Origin of the sequence: Chryseobacterium capnotolerans (assembly GCF_021278965.1) — a bacterium.
Classification (GTDB): domain Bacteria; phylum Bacteroidota; class Bacteroidia; order Flavobacteriales; family Weeksellaceae; genus Chryseobacterium; species Chryseobacterium capnotolerans.
On record NZ_CP065589.1, the window covers coordinates 528,401 to 549,781 of the forward strand.

Consider the following 21,381-nt stretch of genomic DNA (forward strand, 5'->3'; position numbering starts at 1 on the left):
TCTTGATGATTTTGTGCCTATTGCCCGGAAAATGATATAAAGGTATGTAAAAAAAGTCGTAGTAGAAAAAAATAAACCGAAAAGAACAATTCTTTTCGGTTTATGTATTGTAATAAGAAATTATTTTTTCTTTTTCTTAGCCGGAGCCTTTTTTACTGGTTTTTTCACAGGAGCATCTTCATAGTCTTTCTTTTTAATAGAATTCCATTCTGAGCTTTCTATAAATCTTACCGTAACTTTTCTGTCTGCTAATCTTTCAGCATCTGAAGCTGAAGCTGGAATAGTAGCTTCTGCTGAGCCTACTCCTCTTGATTTTAAGACACTTTCATTGATCCCTCTGTTTTCAAGAGCACTTACTACTGCAGCAGCTCTTTCTTTAGATAACCTTAAGTTGTATGCTGCATTTCCTTTAATATCAGTGTGTCCTGTTAGTAAGTAATTTCCTCCGTTTTCTTTGATAATTGAAGCGGCAAGGTCTAATTTACTGTTAGATTCAGGTCTAATGGTAGCTTTGTTAAAGTTAAAGTAAATATCTTTAAGTGTTCTCTCTACCTCTACAGCAGTTTGATTATTGTCTTTTTTCACAGGACATCCGTTGTTCTCAACAGGTCCAGGAACTGTTACGCACTTATCGTAAAGGTCAATAACCCCATCAAGGTCTGTATCAAGAGCAACACCGGCACCATCCACTCTAGCTCCAGCAGGAGTATCAAGCTGTCTGTCCCAATCGTCACATACTCCGTCGTTATCAGCATCTCCTTTTTTACATACTTCAATATCCTGGTTTTTATTAGCCAACACATCAAGCTTGTAATAGATTTCCTGAAGCGGGTCATGCCACATTAAGTGAGACTCGTGTTTTCCTAGCTTGAAAGAAAGACCTAAAGTAGCGTTGAAGAAATTATCAGAAACCTGCTCTGAACGTCTGTTGATATCGCTGTATGCCATACCCCCGCCATCAAATTCATCATCACCGGTTACTACATACATTAATCTACCTTCAAGATCGATTCTTCTGTTTATTTTGAATTTAAGACCTGCACCAGCCTGCATAAACATTGAACCTAATTGGAAAGGTTTAATTTCAGTAGCTAATGTTTGTCCTTTACTCGTTTTCTGATAAGCTCTGTAAGCAATAGTACCAATACCTGCATAACCATGAAGTGCCCATCTGTAAGGAGAATGGTTGTCAACTCTTCTCAAAAGGTTAGAGAAATTGATATCTCCTAAAAGGGAGATTGCATCATACTGAGTTCTGCCTGCTACAGCACCCGCATCAGGGGCTGCATCTTTGGTATTGAACCATCCTTGTCTTGTCTCACCTCTGTCATATTGTAAGTTGATTCCAAAAGCGTGAGTGATGGCTTTATCAATACTTACATAGGCTGAATATCCAAAAAGGTTTTTACCATTACCATTTTTGATAGAAGTTAAATCCGCTGATTGAAGTAACGGAACTCCAGCTCCTACTGAAATAGACCAGTCATTAAATCTTTTTGACTGATTGGTAAATGGGGAAACATTAGCAGAACCAGAAGAGAATGTATTAGGATACTTTCCATCTGTAGCTGCTGATGAATCTTGTGCATAGCTGGCTGTAGGGATTGCCAATGCTAAAGCAACAATTGCTAAACTTAATTTCATCGTGTATTATTTATTTTGATTTTTTAAAGCGGTTTTCTGCTTTTATATTATTTGGTTGGACATCCGTTGTTTTCAACAGGTCCGGGAACTGTTACACATTTATCATAAAGATCGATAACACCGTCAAGATCCATATCAAGAGCTACACCAGCACCATCTACTCTTGCTCCAGCAGGAGTATCAAGTTGTCTGTCCCAATCATCACATACTCCGTCATTATCAGCATCTCCTTTTTCACACACTACAAGATCTGTAGTTTTATTTTCTAAAACGTAGGTTCTGTAGTATGCTTCCTGAAGTGGGTCATGCCAAGCCAAATGAGAATCGTGTTTTCCTAATTTGAAAGATACCCCTAAACTTACAGTCCATGCGTTATCAGATTTTCTGTCATTAAGCATGTTGTATGCTGTATAAGCTGGGCCACCACCATCAAATTCGTCATCACCACTGATGATGTACATAGTTCTTGCTTCAACATCAATAAGTTTAGAAACATTATATTTAAGTCCTAAACCTCCCTGATAGAATACGGAACCAATATCCAGAGGCTGTCTTACAAATGAAGGAATTCTTTTTGGATTATCACTCCATCTGTTCTCATTATTATCATGTAATGACGTTCTGAATGCCTGAAGTCCAATACCCATGTATCCATGGAAAGCCCATCTGTAAGGAGAATGGTTGTCAACTCTTCTTAACAAGTTTGAGAAGTTGATGTCTCCCATTAAAGCTAATTGGTCAAACTGGGTTGTTGCAGTAGCAACTCCTGCAGCGGCACCCGCAGCACCTGTAAGTTGTCCTGTCTGTTTAGTTTCTCCTTTAGTATACATTAAGCTTAAACCAAAAGTGTGTGAGATTTGCTTATCAATACTTACATAAGCATTATACCCCCAATTGGTTTTATCTTTACGTAGAGATTTAAGGTCAGAATGAACCATAAATGCGGCTCCTCCACCTACTGAAATAGACCAATCTCTGAAGCGTCTTGCTTTGTTGTCAAAGGGTTGTACGTTAGCGGAGCCTGAAGAGAATGTATTAGGATACTCAGTAGAAGAGTTTACTGTAGTACTGCTGCTTTGTGCGAAAGCAGCAATTGGCAAGGTTGTAGCCAATAATAATAAACCTAATTTCATACAATATGTTTTATGTTTTAAATAAAATCTTTTAATAATATTCTGGAAAAATCCCTTTCAAAAAGATGTTTTTTATGAGGGATTTCTAATCTTTCTGATATAAAATTTAATTCATTATACGTAATGATATCAATATCTATTATCCTGTCTGTATAACCACCAGATACTTTTGAATCATTAATTCTTCCCATTTCAGCTTCAATGTTTTTAATACAATCAAGCAGCTGAATTGGTGAAAGATGCGTGAATATTATTGCTGCAATATTACAAAAAATATTGGAACTGACAAATTCTACAGGATCAGACATTAAAAATTCGCTTACCTGTGAAATTTGATTCCCGGCTTCCTTTATTTTTTGTAAAGCCTGTTCAATATTTTTTTTTGCTCTCCAAGGTTACTTCCTAGTAACAAAACTACTCTTTGCTGCGACATATTGGAAAATTGATTGATTTATGAGAAGTTTCTTTAAAAATGTTTTGGCAAATATAGTAGCAATAATCATACTTTGTGCTGTATTTTTCGTCTTTTTTATTATGATGCTTGTGTTCAGTTCTATGGGAAGTGACAAGTCGGTAGCGGTGAAAAAGAATTCGGTTCTTACCATTAATTTAAAGACCAATATAATAGACAGCCCTACTGAAGAACAAATGGACCTGTTTGGGCTGGGCAGTCAGAATAAAAACGTTCTTCTGTATGATGTACTTGAGGCGATTAATAAAGCAAAAACTGATGATAATATTAAAGGAATCAGTATTGAGACCGATGACCTGAATGCAGGACTTACTCAAATTGATGATCTTAGAAATGCTATTGAAGATTTTAAGAAAAGCGGGAAATTCGTATATGCTTATGGAAACGGAGTTTCTCAATCTGCTTATTACCTTGGATCAGTAGCAGACAAATACTATCTTCATCCTGCTGGAGGGATAGAATTGAAAGGCCTTTCTACTGAGGTAACCTTCTTTAAAGATTTTGCAGATAAGTACGGTGTTGGAATAGAGGTAATTCGTCATGGTAAATTTAAGTCTGCAGTAGAGCCTTTCTTAAGAAATGATATTTCTCCTGAAAATAAAGAACAGCTGAGTACTCTGTTAAATGATCTTTGGAAAAATACATCCTACAAAATGGCTGCTTCCAGAAAAATTGATACTGCTCAGTTCAGAACAATTGTGGACAGCTTATACGGGATGATTCCTGAGCAGGGACTAAAATATAAACTGGCAGACAAGCTTATCCAGAAATCAGAATATGAGGATATGCTTAAAACAAAGCTGAATGTAAAGAATGAAGAGAAACTGAATAAGGTCTCTTTGATAAATTATATCAGTTCTTTCGCTGATGATGATAAATCGGGTGAAAAAGTAGCGATATTATATGCATCGGGATCTATTAATAATGGAGATCAATACAATGACATTCACTCTGAGAAGTATGTTAAATACATTAAAAAACTACAGGAGGATGATAAAGTGAAAGCAGTAGTATTCAGAATTAATTCTCCTGGAGGAAGTGCAAATGCTTCAGATGAAATTTTATTTGAATTACAGCAGCTGAAAAAGAAAAAACCACTGGTTGTTTCTTTTGGTGACTATGCAGCTTCTGGTGGTTATTATGTAGCAATGGCTGCTGATAAGATTTATTCTGAGCCTAATACGCTTACCGGTTCTATTGGAGTATTTGGAGTATTGCCTTACTATAAAGATATCGCAAATAAAAACGGTATTCGTGCAGATGTTGTGGCGACTAATGCTAATTCCATGTATTATTCAGGGTTAAACGGAGTAACGCCTTATGGAGTAAACATGATGACAAAAAGTGTGGAGGGTACTTATAAAAGATTTGTACATTTCGTTACTCAGAATAGAAAGAAAACATTTGAGCAGATTGATAATGTAGGCGGCGGTAGAGTATGGAGTGGTGTACGTGCTAAGGAAATCGGTTTGGTAGATGAGCTTGGAACTCTTAATGATGCTGTGAAATTTGCAGCACAGAAAGCAGGTGTGAAGTCTTACTATGTAGAAGTTTATCCTAAGAAAATGACTCCATTCGAGCAGATCTTCAAAGATCTTAATGAAGACGATGTTTCTGCAAGAATTATCAAAAATAAGATAGGGAAGTCCAATTATGAAATTCTTCAACAGATTACAGACAAGAAACTGCAGTCTGAAGTGAAAATGGAAATGCCTTACCAGATTAGAATCAACAACTAACTAAATTATATTGTACAAAAATCCCGGATCTGAATTTCAGATCCGGGATTTTATTTTTTATCAGCATTACATCAGCTTTTCTTCGTAGCCATTCCGTAAATCCAGAGGACAATTAAAGCGCCTCCAATAGCGAGAATCCAGCTTCTTGGATTCCAGAATGTGGTAACATCTCCCCAATGCAAAATGTAAACTCCTATAGCTCCTCCTACAAATGCTCCTACAATACCAAGGATAATGGTGATAAGCCAACCTCCTCCCTGAGTTCCCGGCATGATCATTTTAGCGATTGCACCTGCAATAAGACCGAATAAGATCCATGTTATAATTCCCATAGTTGCAAATTTTTTTAATGGTTAATATTTAAAATTGATTTGTTTACTAATATAAGGGAAAACATGATATAAATCATCTTTTCTTGAAGAATGAGTCTACAAATTCCGTACCATTGAAAAGCTGCAGGTCCTGCATTTTTTCTCCTACGCCTATATATTTTACTGGAATTTGAAATTGATCTGAGATGCCAATGACAACACCTCCTTTTGCTGTTCCGTCTAATTTTGTGACTGCCAAAGCGTTTACTTCAGTTGCTGCGGTAAATTGCTTGGCCTGTTCAAATGCATTTTGTCCTGTAGAACCATCAAGTACCAATAAGATTTCATGAGGAGCATCAGGAATTACCTTCTGCATTACTCTTTTAATCTTGGAAAGTTCGTTCATCAGGTTGATTTTATTATGAAGTCTTCCTGCAGTGTCAATGATCACAACATCTGCATTTTGAGCTACAGCACTTTGTACGGTATCAAAAGCTACAGAAGCAGGATCAGAACCCATCTCTTGTTTTACAATAGGAACACCCACTCTTTCACTCCAGATAACAAGTTGGTCTACTGCCGCAGCTCTGAAGGTATCCGCAGCTCCAAGAACTACTTTTTTACCTTCTGATTTGAACTGGTGAGCCAATTTTCCGATCGTTGTTGTTTTTCCAACACCGTTTACTCCTACCACCATGATGACATAAGGTTTTTTTGAAGTATCAATGTTTCCTGTTCCAGCGTGAGGGTTTTCAAGCAGTAATCCTGAAATTTCCTCACGAAGAATAGTATCCAGTTCGTTTACCCCCACATATTTATCACGGGCAACACGTTCCTCAATTCGTTCTATGATTTTAATGGTAGTGGAAGCGCCTACATCAGATGCAATCAGTACTTCTTCCAGATCATCCAGAACTTCATCATCTACTTTGCTTTTACCGACTACGGCCTTCGTCATTTTTTCAAAGAATCCCTGGCTGGATTTTTCCAATCCTTTATCCAGTGTTTCCTTTTCTTCTTTTTGAAAATATTTTTAAACCAACTCATAGTTTTAGTTTATTCTTATCTTTTGTTTTTAATCACTGCTGTGGCTTCTACTTCGATCAGTACATCACTCCTGAAAAGTTTGCTTACTTCTACAAGGCTGCTTACAGGAGCATTCTGAAGATTGACATATTGATCCCTGACTTTTCTGAAATCCGGAGTTTTTGAGATGTCTGTGATGAAAATACTTAGTTTGACAATGTCTTTTCCTGTACCTCCATATTCTTTCAGAATATTTTCAATGTTTTTGAAAACTTGCTGGGTCTGTTCTTCTACATTGTTTCCCACCAGGTTTCCTTTTGAATCTAAAGGAACCTGACCAGACAGTAAAATCATTTTGGAAGTACCGCAATCAATGCTTACTGATTGTGATAATCCCGGGATGCTGAAAACTCTTGGTGAATTTTTGTATTCTATAGAATCCATTGTTTTCTGACTGAATGAAAATTGGAAAATAGCTGTACATATTAGAACAAAAATCTTCATCATATTTCACTGATTAATAATCTGGTGAACAAAGATAACAAAAAAACTACCCAAAATATGAGTAGTTTTTTATATTGTAAATAAAGTATTGATTATTTTTTCAAAAAACCATCTACTTCATCAGCATTCATTACTTTTTCTTCGAAAACGTAAGCTCCTGATTTAGAAGACTTCACCATTTTCACCACTTTAGTCATTTTCTTAGACCCGGTTTGTAGGGTTGCTACTACTTTCTTTGCCATTGTAAGTTATATTTATAAATTACTTGATTTCTTTGTGAAGGGTAGATCTCTTAAGAACCGGATTGTATTTTTTCAATTCCAATCTCTCTGTAGTGTTCTTTTTATTCTTTGTAGAAATGTATCTAGACATTCCTGGCATACCGCTTTCTTTGTGCTCTGTACATTCAAGGATTACTTGAACTCTATTTCCTTTTTTGCCATGATTTATTAATTCTTTTTAATCAATCCGTTTCTAGTAGCTCTTTCAATAGCTTCCTCGATTCCAATCTTGTTAATCACTCTCAATCCATGAGCTGATACTTTCAGTGTAACGTGCTTATCTTGCTCTGGAAGGTAAAACTTCTTCTCTAATAAGTTAATTTCAAAACGACGCTTCGTTTTGTTATTAGCGTGAGAAACGTTGTTACCAACCATTGCACGCTTTCCTGTTATTTGGCAAATTCTTGACATATCTCGATGTTCTTATTTGTATAATATTTGAGAGTGCAAAATAACGAAGAATTTTTTATATAGACAAATCTTTTGGAAAATATTTGTAAATAAGTGGCTGATTATAAATATTGATTTTTTAAAATATCCGAATTTCTGGGATATAGCATGAAATCAGTGCTGATATATTTCATACAGGCTTTTTTTCAGGCAAGAAAATTAATATTCTATCTTTGTTTTTAATTAATCTAAATAAAAATTATGAAGAGAATTTATATTCTATTGTCTATGCTGCCAGTTGGTTTATGTGCTCAGAATTTTACGGAGATACAGACCGGAATGAATAATTTTTATTTCTCAGCAGCAGATATTGCTGATGTGGATAATAATGGTACATTGGATATTGCAATGAATGGTGCCATAGATTCTGATGGAGATGGAAATCCTGATGCAACTTATAATGAAGTATATCAAAATACGGGAACTACTTTACAGCCTTATACAGATCTGGGTGGCGATGTGACGCATCTAGGGGATATAAAATTTATAGATTATAACAATGATGGGCTGATGGATATTATTTCCACCGGATTGAGTTATATGGATATTGTAAATTATAAGCATTATCGTTTTAAAAATACAGGGGTTGGTTTTGTAAGAGAAAATGAGCTTCCGGGAAAGATATATGGCTCACTCGAAGTTTTTGATTTTAATCATGATGGAAAGCCAGACTATGCCAATAATGGGACACAGTTTGCTCATGGAGGAGGTTTTAGAAATTCTGTTGATTTTTATAAAAACACAGGAGCAGGTTTTGATCTGACTGAAAACTGGGTTGATGGAACTCAAAACGGAAGTTTTAAAGTGGTAGATCTTAATAATGATCAGCTTTTAGACCTTGTAATTATCGGATCGGATATCAATGGTGATCCGGTATCTAAAGTATATATCAACCAGAACGGAACATTGGTAGATACACAGGCTCTTGATTCTTTAATTTCAGGAAAACTGGAAGTAGCGGATTTTAACGCGGATGGTTTCCAGGATATTGTAGTAGCGGGTAAAGATCCAAATGATGATCCTTATCTTGCTGTTCTGATGAATGACGGAACCGGTAATTTAGTTACCCATCAGATCACATCAGAGATTTCTGAAGCTTCAATAAGTGTTGGAGATCTGAACAATGATGGATACTATGATTTTATGATTGCAGGAGATATTAATTATAACGCAGTGGTAAAATCCTATTTATATAATCCATCCGGTCAAACGTTTACTGAAGGAACTATCACAGGCTTGCACAGTTTAGGAGGGCCTGGGACGATGCAGCTATTTGATTTTAACAATGATAATCATCTGGATGTATTGTTAAGTGGATTTGATTGGGCTGGACAGGACAATCCATCTTTGACAAAGGTTTTTAAAAATAATTCTACAGAGCAGAATGGAAAGCCAATGGCCCCCACTCATTTGGATCTGACTAAAAACGGAAATCGATTTAATTTCACATGGAATGGGGCAGTAGATGATAAAACCCCTCCTAATGCATTACGTTATGAAATTAAAGTGGGATCTACACCAGGATCACATAATATTGCCAAATATATTGTAACTACTCCTTCATGGTTTCTGGATCTTGATCCGTCTGTTCAGAATGTATACTGGAGTGTACGATCAATTGATGCGTCTAAAGTATATTCTGATGCTTCTACACAAGGTTCGTTATCAACCAATGAATATACTAGCAATCGTGAAAAAGAGTTTACTATTTATCCGAACCCAACCTCTGATAAAGTGTATATAAAAGGGGAGAAGGTTTCAGAAGCTGAAATCTATTCTATGGAAGGAAGAAAACTAAATATCATTTTAAACAGAGATCAATCTATTGATGTATCTCATCTGCCAAAAGGAGTATATCTATTAAAACTGAAGATAAAAAACGAAATAACCACCAAAAAGCTTACTATTAAGTAACTGAATCATTCTATCTTGAGAGAAGCCAGACGTCCAGCTGGCTTCTCTTTTTTTATTCCGGTAATCTGTTGGGGATTGGCTTTATGGAAATGGGGTTAAATGTTTCTTACATATCATCGCGGATGACGCAGATGGGTGTGGTTATTTGTATTCAAATAAAAAAACGGAGTTACTCATTCAATCTGCAAAAGTTTTTATTTCCCACAGATTTCACAGATCAGCACAGATGTTTGTGGTAAAATAAAAATCTGCTTTATCTGCTTCATCAGCGAGTTTAAATATCTTGCAGATCTCGCGGATGACGCAGATGGGTGTGGTTATTTTTATTCAAATAAGAAAACGGAGTTACTCATTCAATCTGCAAAAGTTTTTATTTCCCACAGATTTCACAGATCAGCACAGATGTTTGTGGTTAAATAAAAATCTGCGTTATCTGCTTCATCAGCGAGAATTCAATATCTCTCAGATTGTGCAGATAACGCAGACTATATTTTAAAGTGTAAAAATCAGTGTTGCTGATTTTCAATCACTATGCTTTCTTTGTTTTTGCCTGAAACCATTTAATCAGATAATAGAATAATAGAAATCCTAAAGCAAACATTGAAAACCTGGAAAGGAGGTCTCCGGCTCTGGAGTAGAATGTCATTCCATCATAAAGATTAACCTTTGAAAATAATGCAGTTTGGTCTCCATAGAAAGTATCTGCTGTCACTTCACCTTTGGCATTGATATGGGCAGAAATTCCACTGTTGGCTGCACGGGCAATTTCTCTTCGGGTTTCAATGGCTCTTAGTTTTGTGTAAGATAAAAGCTGCTTGTGGCCTTCTGTAACTCCCCACCATGAATCATTGGTCATAATAGCCAGGAAATTAGCTCCTTTTTTTACATAATCTGTGACAAACTCCCCATAAATACTTTCGTAGCAGATAATAGGCGCCATTTTCCCCTTGTTGTAAGGATTAGAAAAGGCAATTCTTTCTTTGTCTGTTCCTAAAGAGGCAACAGTTCCGCCTAAATTCAGCATAGCATCTCCTAAAAGAGGCTTTAGAACATTCATATAAGGGAAGATCTCGACACCGGGAACCAGTTTTCCTTTGTGATAAACCTGTGTTTTTTGTTGAGGAGCAAGCTGAATTGCTGTATTGTAGCTTGCTACCCAAACTCCCTGATTAATCTCATAAGCTTCTTTGGGTAAAGTTGCCGGATTGAAATATAAGCGGTGTGAAGATATTCCTGTTGCAAAAACAGATCCCGGATGTTTAGACAGAAAATCTCTGACATTATTTAAAAGCAAACTTTTTTCCAAGCCGGTTTCAGAAATGGAACCTCTGCCAGGCAGGGCTGTTTCCGGAGCAATATAGTAATCTATTTTTGTGGTTGAATTTTTTTCAGCCAGTGCCAAAAGATCATGTTCAATCGTTAAACTGTCTTTTGAATATTTTTCGGCATACGGATCAAGATCAGGCTGCAGCATTAATACATTCACCTGTCCGGATGGTTTTTCATTAAAATTGTTATACTTTATGATCGAAATAATCATAGGAACAGCGATTAAAGCTGCTATAATCGATGAATTTTTAATCAGGTCTTTTTTCTTTCTTCCTGCTTCCCATGTTCTTACCGTATAGAAAATAAGAACGTTGATTAGTAAGATCCAAAAGCTTCCGCCGGTTGCTCCTAAGGTATCATACCATTGAATCAGTTTGGGATAATCTGAAAATACATTTCCTAAATTCAGCCATGGCCAGGTAAGTTCCCAACCTAAATGAAATTTTTCAAAACTCATCCAGATAGCAATGAAGAATCCTAGTCCCCAATACGTTCCCTGAGCATTTTTATACCAATGATAACATTGGAATACCGAGGAATACAAAAGTGAATTGACAAGAACCGGAAATACAACAGCCATCATAGAATGACTTCCGTCCGGATTTTTGGAGCCATACAGCCATCCTGTAGTGACAATATTCCAGATGACGAAACAAAGATAGGATAGGGCAAAGATAATCCAGCCTTTTCTTTTGTAATCTGAAAATTTTGAAATGCCGTGTTCCATCATCAGAAGAGGAACGAGGGCGAAAAAGATAAAAAAAGGAACTCCATAAGTAGGCCAAGAGACCGACAGCAGCATTGCTGAAATAAGTGTTAGCAGAACGTATTTCATTAAATTATTTTAATATACAAATTTAATGTTTTTGAAATGAATATATTAGCATCCGATGTTAAAGAAATTATATAAAATTATTATTCTCCCTTATACGCTGTTTTTATTGTACCTGCTGTTTCTGGGAATGGGAAGATTTCAGTATGAAGATAATCTGATTACTGTGGAACCTGTGTTTTCTACCATTAAATTTATTCAAGGTGCAATGTCCTGGAAGGATATTGTTATTATTGTGATAGGAAATATCGTGATGTTTGTTCCTTTTGGCTTTCTGGGATGGATCTTTCCAAAACTAGCCGATTTGAAATCGTTAATTTTTACATTTATACCTGCCATTACCATTGTGGAAGGACTTCAGTATTTTACAAGAATGGGAATATTTGAGGTAGATGATATCCTCCTGAATACATTTGGAGTGTATTTAGGATGGCAGCTTAGAAGATTGATTGAAAAGAGATTTAGCTGTTGAGCTCTTTAGCTCTTTTCTCGGCATTTAAAATTCCTAGTTTTAGAATTTCTTTGAAGTTGTTTTCTTCAAAGGTTTTTAATGCTGCTTCTGTAGTCCCGCCTTTGGAAGCTACATCTTTGATCAATTCTTCAAGGTTCTTGTCAGAATTGTTGATGAGATGATAAGCACCCAGCATAGTTTGTTTTACAAATAGCTTAGATAGATTTTCTTCAATTCCCATTTCAATTCCTGCCTTAATCATGGCATCAATAATATAGTAGAAATAGGCAGGTCCGCTTCCGGAAAGAGCGGTAACACCATCCAAAAGATTTTCATCTTCCAAATAAACAGATCTCCCGGTACTGTTTAGCAGCCTTTCAATATTGATAAGCTGGCTAAAAGAAATGCCGTCTGCAGCAGTATAACCAGTAATTCCCATTCCTAGAAGGGTAGGAGAATTAGGCATTGCTCTTACTACCAATGGATGGTTTAATGATTTTTGAATTTTCTCAATATTAATTCCGGCCATAATGGATAAAACCATTTGGTTTTCCTTTAAAGTAAATCTGAAATTCTGAGCCACTGTTTGGAAGTCCTGTGGTTTTACGGCAATAATAATCAGGTCAGCATCCAGTTCTGTAACTTCATCAAAGGTAGATATTTTTGATTGGGGGAAATCTTCTGCTATTTTGGAGATTTTGGCCTGGCTTCGGGTAATCAGATGAAGGTTTTCCGGTTTTATCAGTTCATATTTCAAAAATGATTTTGAAAAAGATAGTCCCATATTTCCGGCTCCCAAAATAGCTATTTTCATGTTGTGGTGATTTTGAAACGAAAATAATGTTTTTTATTGTGATAGGAAATAGAAGGTTAACTTATATAGGCTTCCTCTTTAATCAAAAAGTCCGGCAGATGCCAGACTCTTTTTATGTGTCAAAATAGTTTTACTCCACAGGGAATTCTGGTCGTCTCATTTTATATTTTGTTCCTGAAAGAGCTTCAAGAAAGGAAACCAAAGCTTTTTTTTTCTTCTTTTGTCAGCTTTAAAGGCTTTAAAAGAGGATCTGTTACAGGATAAAGAGGATCTTTCTGCTTAGCTTCAGGAGATGGATCTATCATATGCATTCCACTGTTGTATATATTTACGATACCTTCCAGTTCTCCAAAAAATCCATTATGCATCCATGGCTGGGTGAGCATCAAGTCTCTTAATTGAGGGGTTCTGAATTTTCCCACATCTTCAGGTTTTTTGGTGATATTATACAATCCTAGATCTTCATATTTTCTTTTGTAATAAGTAAGTCCAATATTATGAAAAGATTCGTCCGTAAGATATTGTCCGCTATGGCAGTTCATGCAGCGTGCTTTTGTTCTGAAAATATGCATTCCATAGATTTCTTCATCAGATAAGGCATTGTACTTTCCCTCCAGAAATTTATCAAAACGGCTTGGCTGGCTTTTAATCGTTTTCTGGAAATCGGCAATTGCTTTTACAATTCTATCATAGGTTACTTTCTCATCTCCATACGCATTCTTGAAAAGAGGTTTGTATCCCTTCAAAGCTTGAATTTTTGCAGGTAATGTTTTTACGTCCATTGCCATCTCATGATGGGCACCTAATGGACCGGCTGCCTGTTCCTCAAGCGTTTTTGCTCTGCCATCCCAGAAAAAGATCTGTCTTTCGGCAATATTATAAAGAGATTGCGTATTTCTGTTTCCCAAAAGGTGGTTGTTTCCTAAAGCAACCTGTCTTCGGTCTGACCAACCCATTTCAGGATCATGACATGAGCTGCACGAAATCTGATTAGATTGGGATAATTTTGGATCAAAGAATAACATTTTCCCCAGGATAACACCAGGTTTATCCTGTTCTACAAAAAATGCAGAGTCTCTTTTAATAGGCGAGAATTCTTTCCACTTTACACCATAATCAATATCCGGTTTCGGCCATTCTGCGATTGCCTTTTTATAGCTATTTACAATATCTTCAATAGTGGGATCTTGAATGTCAAGTATATTTTGATTTACTTTAGGGGTAAAACTCACTAAAATCAGGACAATACCTCCTAATCCCCAATACATTAATTTTTTCATGTCTAAAATGTTATCCCTATGCTTGCGCCTACGAAATTATTATTTTTTTCCTGGATTTTCTGTGTCTGGTATTGCGCGCTTACAAAGAATGCAGGCAGTTTATCCAGTTTAAAATCATATCTTACGGAAGCTCCTAATGCTGTAATATCACTCGCCTGGAACATATAGTCCTGCAATACCCATTCATCAACAGCAGCATTTGAGGTTGTGCCCAGAGCATTGATGGATTGGTTGACTACTCTTTTATAGAAATAAGGTTGAAATGTAAATACCTGGTTATTGTTAACTTGTTGTTTGTAATCCGCATTAAGTCCGAAGTAGGAATAGGTGAACTTCTGCCCTGAGTTGGGATAAAGTCTTAGTTCTTTTATTTCTTCATATCCAAAGAAAGGAACTGCAGTAATCGAGAAATTCTCTTGGGTATACTGATAGAAACCTTTGACAGATGCTGTGTAATTTTCTCTACGGTAGGCTTCTCTTTTGAAAATTTGAGTCATTATAGCTGTATTCATAGAATACCCATATTCAGAGCCTGTTTTTCGGGAGCTTATATATCCAGCTGATAAACCAACACGGTGTTTTTCATTAATAGTAAAAAACTTTGCTCCTTCCAATTCAATTTTTTCATTTTTCAGGTCAGAAGTGTTATGGTTTTCGTTGGAACTATCATTATAACTTTTAATATTGCTGGATTTTCCCATTGAAGCCTGAAGATAGAAGTCTTTTCCTTGTTTGTTGGAAATCTGAATTCCTCCTTTATAAGCAAATTCTTCGAAAGTATTGGCAGGGCGCGTTCCTCCATTAAATAAGTAATTAGAGAAACCAAGTCCCGACATCAAATATACATAAGGTCTGCCCAAAAGGCTTTGAAACTGAATTGAATTGTTCTGAGTGTATTTATTAAATTCACCAAAAACGCCCACTTCATATTCTCTGAAAATTTGGTAGTTTACCCCTGCATTTATTCTCATGTCTGAAGTTCTGCTTTCCAGCCTGGGATCTTTTGAACGATAGCCCATTTGTGCAGAATAGCTTATCTGCCCGGCAACAGTCCATCTGTTTATTTTCTCAAGGTATCCTCCAGCAAACTGATAACGTTCCAGATTGAGTTTTCCACCAACGGAATCTGAGGTAATGTAGGGAGCGATACGTTCATAATCTAATGTTTCGTTCCACTTTACAGAGCCTATTTTTAAGTTCTGATAGCTTGCGCTTCCCCATACAAATCGGTTGGGCTTCAGCTTTTGAAAAGACTGTGCTTTTATCATCAGTCCTTTGCTGCCATTTCCTAATTGCTGACGGTAAACATTTTCATTGTTGTTCTGATAACCGACACTGAATTCTGAAAATGAAGAAGTACTATAACCTGATATAGATGCCGGGTTATAGTAAAAGTTATTTTTAAAATCTCTTTCCTGATTGTACTGATTAGTGAGTGTTTTGAACAGTTTTAAACTATCCTGAGCTTTTATATTAAAAGAAGCCCCAATCAATAACAGACAGAAAAATGTTTTTGTATGTAACATAATTTGCTGTTGAATATCGGACTGTATTTTAGTGAACGATACCATCTCTTAAACTTGGTTGAGCGTCTTTTACAAAGTCATTTGATGAGTTGTTGGTATCCAGGTAAAGGTTTTTACCATTCGTCATCTGTCCGTTTACTTTACGTCTTACCGATTTTCCGAAACGGGTAGGATCCTTATCAATAGTTCCTACGGAAGTCCATCCGCCGTCAATACTTGCAGAAGTCAGGGTATGGGCAAATTTAGAAGAGATACTGTTGTTTACCCCGTCAATAATCCAAGAATTAGGAATAGAATAAGCACTTTTTGATGTAACTCCACCTGCACTGTTAATGTAAGTATAGTCATATTTATTTTTATTCAGGAAGCTTTCTTCATTTTCATTGAATGGAAAACGAGCGATCACATAGCTTTCAAAACCACGATCGTGTAAAAAGAACATGTTAAAGTTCATTTGTGAATAGATCACTTTTGCATTCGGAACAGAAGGGTTGTCTACCTGTCCTAATGCCGGATTGTTTGAAGGATATTCAAAGTTCGCATTATGAAGGTCATAAGCTGTACTTGTCTGAGCCTTATGATTGATCGCGTTGTCTGCAATAACGATGAAATCTCCTGGCTGTACAGGATAATCAGTTCCGGAACCTGGGAGTACCATTACTGCTTTTACCGGGAATGAGAGGTTAGCGTTGTATGGAGTAGGGTTTTTATCTTCTACAGTCAGGAACTCAGATTGCCCAATGATGAGTTTGTCTGCATATAATACTTCCTTGGTGTTATTGGTTAATTTAAAATAACGCCCTGAGTTGTAATTTTTACCTTCTACTGTTTTGATTCCTGTAAAGAAAACTTCTTCAATGATAAAGTCATCATGAAATTTCTTAATAATAATTGGAATATTAAGGTTAGTGGCCGGCAAAGCAATATCGGTTTGAGCCATCGCTCCAGCTGATACCTCTTCATTATTGGAAATTACCCCACCGTTTACTGTAATTTTGTAAGATCCATAAGGTAAAGGTAAAGAATATGTATTCACATTCTTAATGGTTTCTCTTCTTACAGCACCTGTATTGACTTCTCTGATTTCAAGATCCAAACTTTTGTAAGACGAAATATTTTCACCTGAAAAATTTAATGTTAAAACTCCATTTTGAGTAGTGGTTGTTCCGAAATCATCACTGGTACATGATGTTACTGTAAATGTTGTAGCCATCATTGCGGCTAAACTTAGTAGTAAAACTCTTTTTTTCATGTTATTTTTTTGATATATATTAAAAATTGTAGTTTAATTCCATCCCGAAATACGGGGCATTCGCTCCTTTTCTGTAAACCTTTACATTATTGAAAACATAAGGGGCACTATAGTTGAAAAGCCTGTTGACAAATAACGAGGTACGAAGTGCCTTATAAATACTCTTAGTGACTTTAATATTTCCTATCATGGTAAAAGTGTAAAGTCTATCCAGATTATCAGAAACTGAAACGTTTCTTACCAGCCATTGTTTATAAGTATCTGTTCTGTCTGCCTCTGTAAAAGGATGTATTACTCCATCAACTCCATAATAAGAAATAGGATCAGCAATTCTTCTGTCATTTCTGCTGTGGTCATATAAGCTTCCTTGTATAGAAGCTGAAATAATCATATCAAGACTTGGAAGATAGGTGTCTATAAGCAGGTTATAATTTAGGTTTGAATTCACATAACCATAATCAGATTTATAGATCCCATAATAAGGATAAGCTTCTGTTCCGATAGAGCCATTAGGTCTTTTAATAATAGGTGCTGAATTTCTGTATTGGGTTTTGAACCATGCACCAGTAAAGGTAAATCTTGTATTAATGGCCTTGATTCTTGGCGAGGTATATCCAAATTCAATTCCTTGTTTTAACGTTTCACTTCCGTTTTCTGTAGTGGTGTATTCTCCAAAAACATTTTTAACTTCATAAGGGACCTTGGTTAAATCTGGTCCGTTTGGGGTCCATTGGGTTAAATCTACCTTTGTGTTATCATATTGTTTATAACGATGAACTGTAGTTTGTTCCATATTTCGGAAACCATTGGTCATATTTTCTTTAAAATAAGTCATAAAGAATTCATGATTTCTGTAAGAAAGATCTAAACGAATTTCCTTTTTAATGCTTTTAGCTGCTTCAAGTTCTTTATTTTCCTTTGGCTGTACATAGGTCATGAAATTTACATATCGATACTGTTCATCATTATGATAGTGATTCAGCTGAGTGTAATCCCAATATTCTTTGTTTGGATAAAGCATCAGCAGCGTAGGCTGTTTGTAGAAAAGACCATATCCTAAGGTAACATCTGTTTTTAAAGGATAGCCATTAATGATGAGGTGGGGCAGACTGTATTGGAAATTCAATCTTGGTTCAGCAAAAACTTTTTTACTGATTGCATAAGAATTGTCAATCCCCAGATTTTTTGACAATCTCAATCCTGCATACAAGGTGAATTTATGCTGATTAAGAGCGTAGCTCATTTGGTCGCCAAAGAAAGCTGCTAATAAGCTGGAAGCGGGAATATCATTGTAGGGTCTTGGTCTTGCGATTCCTGAGTTGGCAGAAGGTGGCGTTTTCATGTCATATTGCATCCCCTTACCATTATTTTTTGAATACCTCCAATCAATCCCAGCTTCATATTGATGAGTAATTCCAAAGGTTTTCTTGGTTCCGTTTGCCTGAAAAAAAGCAGTGATATCCAAAGGTTTTCCTTCTGTAGAAAATTCAGTGATATAGCGGAGGTCTGGATAGTATCCCACATTTTCTCCTTGTTCCGTAGCAAGAGAAAATGAACGTGGACCAGAAAGCTGAATCAGTTTTACCTGTTCTATTTTTTCAAATCCCTGACGGATGGCTGTATTTAAAGTTAACTTATTGAAAAAAGAATTTTTATCAAGTTGATAGATAAAGTTATTCGTTACGCTGATTCTTTTATTATTGGATTCATATTTATCGGTTGATGGATAACCATTGTCCGGATCATATTTTTTATTATCAATGTTAGTAGAAAAATCAATCGTAGATTTCCATTCTAATGGTCTTGACCATAATGTTGAAATTTTCTTTGAACGGATGGAAGCTGTGATACGCTGGTAAGTTTCAAAATCATCAGTGGGATTTGCCTTTGAGTCGAGGTAGTCTGCGCTTGCACTCAGTTGCCACTTATCAGTAATCTTAAAGCCTTTGCTCAGATAATACTGCTTACTAAAGCCATCAGCTTTAAATCTTGCCTGCAAGGGAGAAGCTTTTATTCTACGTTCAATTTTGATCAACCCTGAAGTAAGGTCTCCATAGGCCGCTGAGGGAATACCGCGGATGACTTCTACTTTCTCTATGTCATTGGTGGATATGGTTCTCATATCAACTCCGGAAGTTGCTGTTTCCCTACCTTTCGGACCTTCTGCAAATTGTCTGTTATCTACCGAAATTTGCATATCTGCATTGGAATTGATGATGTTGTCATCAATCATGAATTGTACTCCAAGAGAGGAAGTATTGTATTCATTTCCGCTATAACCTGCGGTATTTTCCCGAAGAGTTGCTCTATTATTATAGTTTAACATGGGCGTTTTTGAAAGTCCTCCGGGAAGAAGTTCCATAAGATCGGAGAAACTGGAAGGCTGTAAGTGCTGCATTGCCTGTCTGTCAATTACAGATTTGGTTGTTAAGCCTTTTCCTTCCTTAGAAAATACAACTACTTCTTCCAGTTTATTGATGGGCAGAAGTTTAATCGTAATGTTTTGAGGGGAAGCATGCGTAATATTCAGCTCTTTTTCCTGGAACTCAGGATGGGTAATTTTGATGTGATATTTACCGTTGGGAATAGTAATACTTGTATTTCCATTTTTATCAGTTGTTAAAGAGGTTTGATTGATGGTAACAGAAGCCCCTTTTAATTCTTTGTTGTTTTCATCAAATACAGTGATTTGCAATTGAGAGTTTTCATTTTGTGCTTTTACAAACTGTAGACTGAAAATGAAAAAGAAAACAAAAAGTAAAGATCTAGTCATTTTTATTTATTCTAAATAAGAAGACTGCAAAATTATAAAATATAATAACGCTAGACAATGGTTATTTAGAATAAATTAAAATAAAAAGCAAAATTCCGGAAAATGCCCGGATTTCTGTTATATAATCTGATGTGAAAGTTATATAATATTCACTTCCCGCTCCAATTTTATCCCGAATTTTTCTTGTACAGAATTGATGATTTCAGTGGAGAAATCAAAAATCTCTTTTCCGGTTGCTTCTCCGGTTGCATTGATGATGACCAAAGACTGAAGCTTATGGGAAGCTACATTTCCGATTTGCTTACCTTTCCATCCGCATTGCTCAATCAGCCATCCGGCAGGCACTTTTACCATATTACCATTAGGATATCCCTGGATGCTTTCAAATTTCTGTTGTAATTCTTCAAACTGAGCTAAAGGAATGGTTGGGTTCTTGAAAAAGCTTCCTGCATTTCCAATTTGCTTAGGATCCGGAAGTTTACTTTGTCTGATGTTGATCACCGCTCTGGATACGTCCTGAATAGAAGGGTTTTCAATTCCTAATTTTTCAAGTTCAGAGGTAATAGCTCCATATTCAGTTTTGATGTGATGATCCTTTGTTGTAAGCTTAAAAGTAACTTCTAAAATGATGTATCTTCCTTTTCCTTCTTGTTTAAAGATGGAATCTCTATACCCAAACCTGCATTTTTCAATATCGAAAGTTTCAATCTCAAGGTTTTCCAGATCCAACACCTGGCAGTGAACAAATACATCCTTGATTTCCGTTCCGTAAGCTCCAATATTCTGCATTGGAGAAGTTCCTACATTTCCGGGAATCAAAGATAGATTTTCCAATCCGCCATAATTTTTATTCAGACAATCCATCACAAATTCATGCCAGTTTTCTCCTGCCTCTGCAGTAACCAGAATTTCATTTTTATTGAGATTTTTCTCAGAAATCCCTTTTAGATTAAGCTTAATAGCAAGACCTTCAAAATTTTTTGTCAACAGAATATTACTTCCGCCTCCAAGAAGTAGAAGAGGAAGGGCATTTTCTTTTGAAAAAGTAAGAGCATCTTTTAATTCTTTAATGCTGTTTATTTCAACAAAGTATTTTGCTTGGGCATCAACCCCAAATGTGTTATAAGGCTTTAATGAAAAATTTTCTTGCATGTTTTATTGGTATTCTTTTGGAAGAATTTTGTCTAATTGTTCTTTAAGCTGTTGAAGCTGTTTGTAATGTTCCGGATCGGCAAAAGAGTTCACGTAGAAATGAGCTTTCTTGGATGTGCGTATCTGAAAAGTCTCATCAATACCATCTACTGATTGCTGGCTTGGTGAACTTTTGATATTGTCTAGATCTTTAATATTGATTGAGGAGATGAGCTGCTTCCATGTATCCTTGTTGATAGCTGCGGCCCATTCTTGATGGGTTTTATTAACGGTAGCTCCTTTTTCTGTAAAGACAGAATCTTTAGTAACCTTGATAATCCTATATTCACCCAGAGTTCCTCCAATATGAGACAGCCTGATGAGGGTTATTTCATTTGAATTTTTGGAGGGCAGAGCTTGTTCTGATTTTTTTGAATCACAGGAAAAAAATGCCGACAGCAAAAAGATCGGAAAGATGAGTTTCAGATATGCATTTTTTGTTGTCGGCATCATTGATAA

General features: G+C 36.1%; 17 protein-coding genes and 3 pseudogenes. 3 read left to right on the plus strand and 17 right to left on the minus strand.

Annotated elements, in window-relative coordinates:
- Window positions 1-120: 120 nt before the first annotated feature.
- The 3 genes from H5J24_RS02420 to folK are packed head-to-tail and all read right to left on the minus strand — an operon-like array spanning window position 121 to window position 3,151.
- Window positions 121-1,644: an OmpA family protein gene (locus H5J24_RS02420; protein ID WP_068944560.1), complete on the minus strand. Its 1,524-nt coding sequence runs from the start codon at window positions 1,642-1,644 to the stop codon at window positions 121-123.
- Between the two features lie 47 nt (window positions 1,645-1,691).
- Window positions 1,692-2,777 (minus strand): flagellar motor protein MotB, encoded by a 1,086-nt coding sequence (locus H5J24_RS02425; protein ID WP_068944559.1) that lies wholly within the window; start codon window positions 2,775-2,777, stop codon window positions 1,692-1,694.
- A gap of 17 nt (window positions 2,778-2,794) precedes the next feature.
- A complete protein-coding gene (folK, locus tag H5J24_RS02430) occupies window positions 2,795-3,151 on the minus strand; it encodes a 2-amino-4-hydroxy-6-hydroxymethyldihydropteridine diphosphokinase (RefSeq protein WP_346729983.1) in 357 nt (118 codons plus the stop codon).
- 79 nt (window positions 3,152-3,230) lie between these two features.
- Here folK and sppA point away from each other — a divergent pair, with 79 nt between their 5' ends.
- Window positions 3,231-4,988: a signal peptide peptidase SppA gene (gene sppA / locus H5J24_RS02435; protein WP_068944557.1), complete on the plus strand. Its 1,758-nt coding sequence runs from the start codon at window positions 3,231-3,233 to the stop codon at window positions 4,986-4,988.
- Window positions 4,989-5,059: 71 nt separating this feature from the next.
- On the opposite strand, the gene H5J24_RS02440 is transcribed toward sppA, so the two are convergent.
- From H5J24_RS02440 to rpmB, 6 genes and pseudogenes are all read right to left on the minus strand, one after another.
- The gene (locus H5J24_RS02440; protein ID WP_068944556.1) at window positions 5,060-5,320 is read right to left on the minus strand and encodes a GlsB/YeaQ/YmgE family stress response membrane protein; all 261 of its coding nucleotides are present in this window, start codon (window positions 5,318-5,320) and stop codon (window positions 5,060-5,062) included.
- Window positions 5,321-5,393: 73 nt separating this feature from the next.
- Window positions 5,394-6,346: pseudogene (gene ftsY / locus H5J24_RS02445) on the minus strand (signal recognition particle-docking protein FtsY).
- A gap of 15 nt (window positions 6,347-6,361) precedes the next feature.
- The gene (locus tag H5J24_RS02450) at window positions 6,362-6,832 is read right to left on the minus strand and encodes a RidA family protein (RefSeq protein ID WP_068944554.1); all 471 of its coding nucleotides are present in this window, start codon (window positions 6,830-6,832) and stop codon (window positions 6,362-6,364) included.
- Window positions 6,833-6,921: 89 nt separating this feature from the next.
- Window positions 6,922-7,071 (minus strand): DUF4295 family protein, encoded by a 150-nt coding sequence (locus H5J24_RS02455; protein ID WP_065395045.1) that lies wholly within the window; start codon window positions 7,069-7,071, stop codon window positions 6,922-6,924.
- A 19-nt stretch (window positions 7,072-7,090) separates the two neighbouring features.
- On the minus strand, window positions 7,091-7,279 hold the full coding sequence (gene rpmG / locus H5J24_RS02460) for a 50S ribosomal protein L33 (protein ID WP_232816360.1): 189 nt from the start codon (window positions 7,277-7,279) through the stop codon (window positions 7,091-7,093).
- Window positions 7,279-7,521, minus strand: a complete 243-nt coding sequence (gene rpmB / locus H5J24_RS02465; RefSeq protein WP_002976757.1) for a 50S ribosomal protein L28 — start codon at window positions 7,519-7,521, stop codon at window positions 7,279-7,281. Before rpmB ends, rpmG begins: the two co-directional genes overlap by 1 nt.
- A gap of 240 nt (window positions 7,522-7,761) precedes the next feature.
- Between rpmB and H5J24_RS02470 the strand changes: the two genes are divergently transcribed.
- Window positions 7,762-9,474, plus strand: coding sequence for a T9SS type A sorting domain-containing protein (locus H5J24_RS02470; RefSeq protein WP_068944553.1), 1,713 nt, complete (start codon window positions 7,762-7,764; stop codon window positions 9,472-9,474).
- Between the two features lie 529 nt (window positions 9,475-10,003).
- Here H5J24_RS02470 and lnt read toward each other — a convergent pair.
- Entirely contained in the window at window positions 10,004-11,638 is a 1,635-nt protein-coding gene (lnt, locus tag H5J24_RS02475) for an apolipoprotein N-acyltransferase (RefSeq protein WP_068944552.1), read from the minus strand.
- A 55-nt stretch (window positions 11,639-11,693) separates the two neighbouring features.
- On the opposite strand from lnt, the gene H5J24_RS02480 reads away from it, so the two are divergent.
- Window positions 11,694-12,107, plus strand: a complete 414-nt coding sequence (locus H5J24_RS02480; RefSeq protein WP_068944551.1) for a VanZ family protein — start codon at window positions 11,694-11,696, stop codon at window positions 12,105-12,107.
- On the opposite strand, the pseudogene proC reads toward H5J24_RS02480, so the two are convergent.
- The 7 genes and pseudogenes from proC to H5J24_RS02515 form a co-directional block, all read right to left on the minus strand.
- Window positions 12,097-12,906: pseudogene (proC, locus tag H5J24_RS02485) on the minus strand (pyrroline-5-carboxylate reductase); the annotation flags it as partial. The gene H5J24_RS02480 and the pseudogene proC sit on opposite strands and share 11 nt — an antisense overlap.
- Window positions 12,907-13,030: 124 nt before the next feature.
- A pseudogene (locus H5J24_RS02490) lies at window positions 13,031-14,180 on the minus strand (cytochrome-c peroxidase).
- A gap of 2 nt (window positions 14,181-14,182) precedes the next feature.
- Entirely contained in the window at window positions 14,183-15,706 is a 1,524-nt protein-coding gene (locus tag H5J24_RS02495; protein WP_141395725.1) for a DUF6850 family outer membrane beta-barrel protein, read from the minus strand.
- A 28-nt stretch (window positions 15,707-15,734) separates the two neighbouring features.
- Window positions 15,735-16,958 (minus strand): DUF4876 domain-containing protein, encoded by a 1,224-nt coding sequence (locus H5J24_RS02500; RefSeq protein ID WP_068944547.1) that lies wholly within the window; start codon window positions 16,956-16,958, stop codon window positions 15,735-15,737.
- Between the two features lie 19 nt (window positions 16,959-16,977).
- Window positions 16,978-19,731: a TonB-dependent receptor gene (locus H5J24_RS02505; protein WP_068944546.1), complete on the minus strand. Its 2,754-nt coding sequence runs from the start codon at window positions 19,729-19,731 to the stop codon at window positions 16,978-16,980.
- Window positions 19,732-19,869: 138 nt separating this feature from the next.
- On the minus strand, window positions 19,870-20,883 hold the full coding sequence (murB, locus tag H5J24_RS02510; protein WP_068944545.1) for a UDP-N-acetylmuramate dehydrogenase: 1,014 nt from the start codon (window positions 20,881-20,883) through the stop codon (window positions 19,870-19,872).
- A 3-nt stretch (window positions 20,884-20,886) separates the two neighbouring features.
- On the minus strand, window positions 20,887-21,372 hold the full coding sequence (locus tag H5J24_RS02515; protein WP_068944544.1) for a hypothetical protein: 486 nt from the start codon (window positions 21,370-21,372) through the stop codon (window positions 20,887-20,889).
- Window positions 21,373-21,381: the final 9 nt, after the last annotated feature.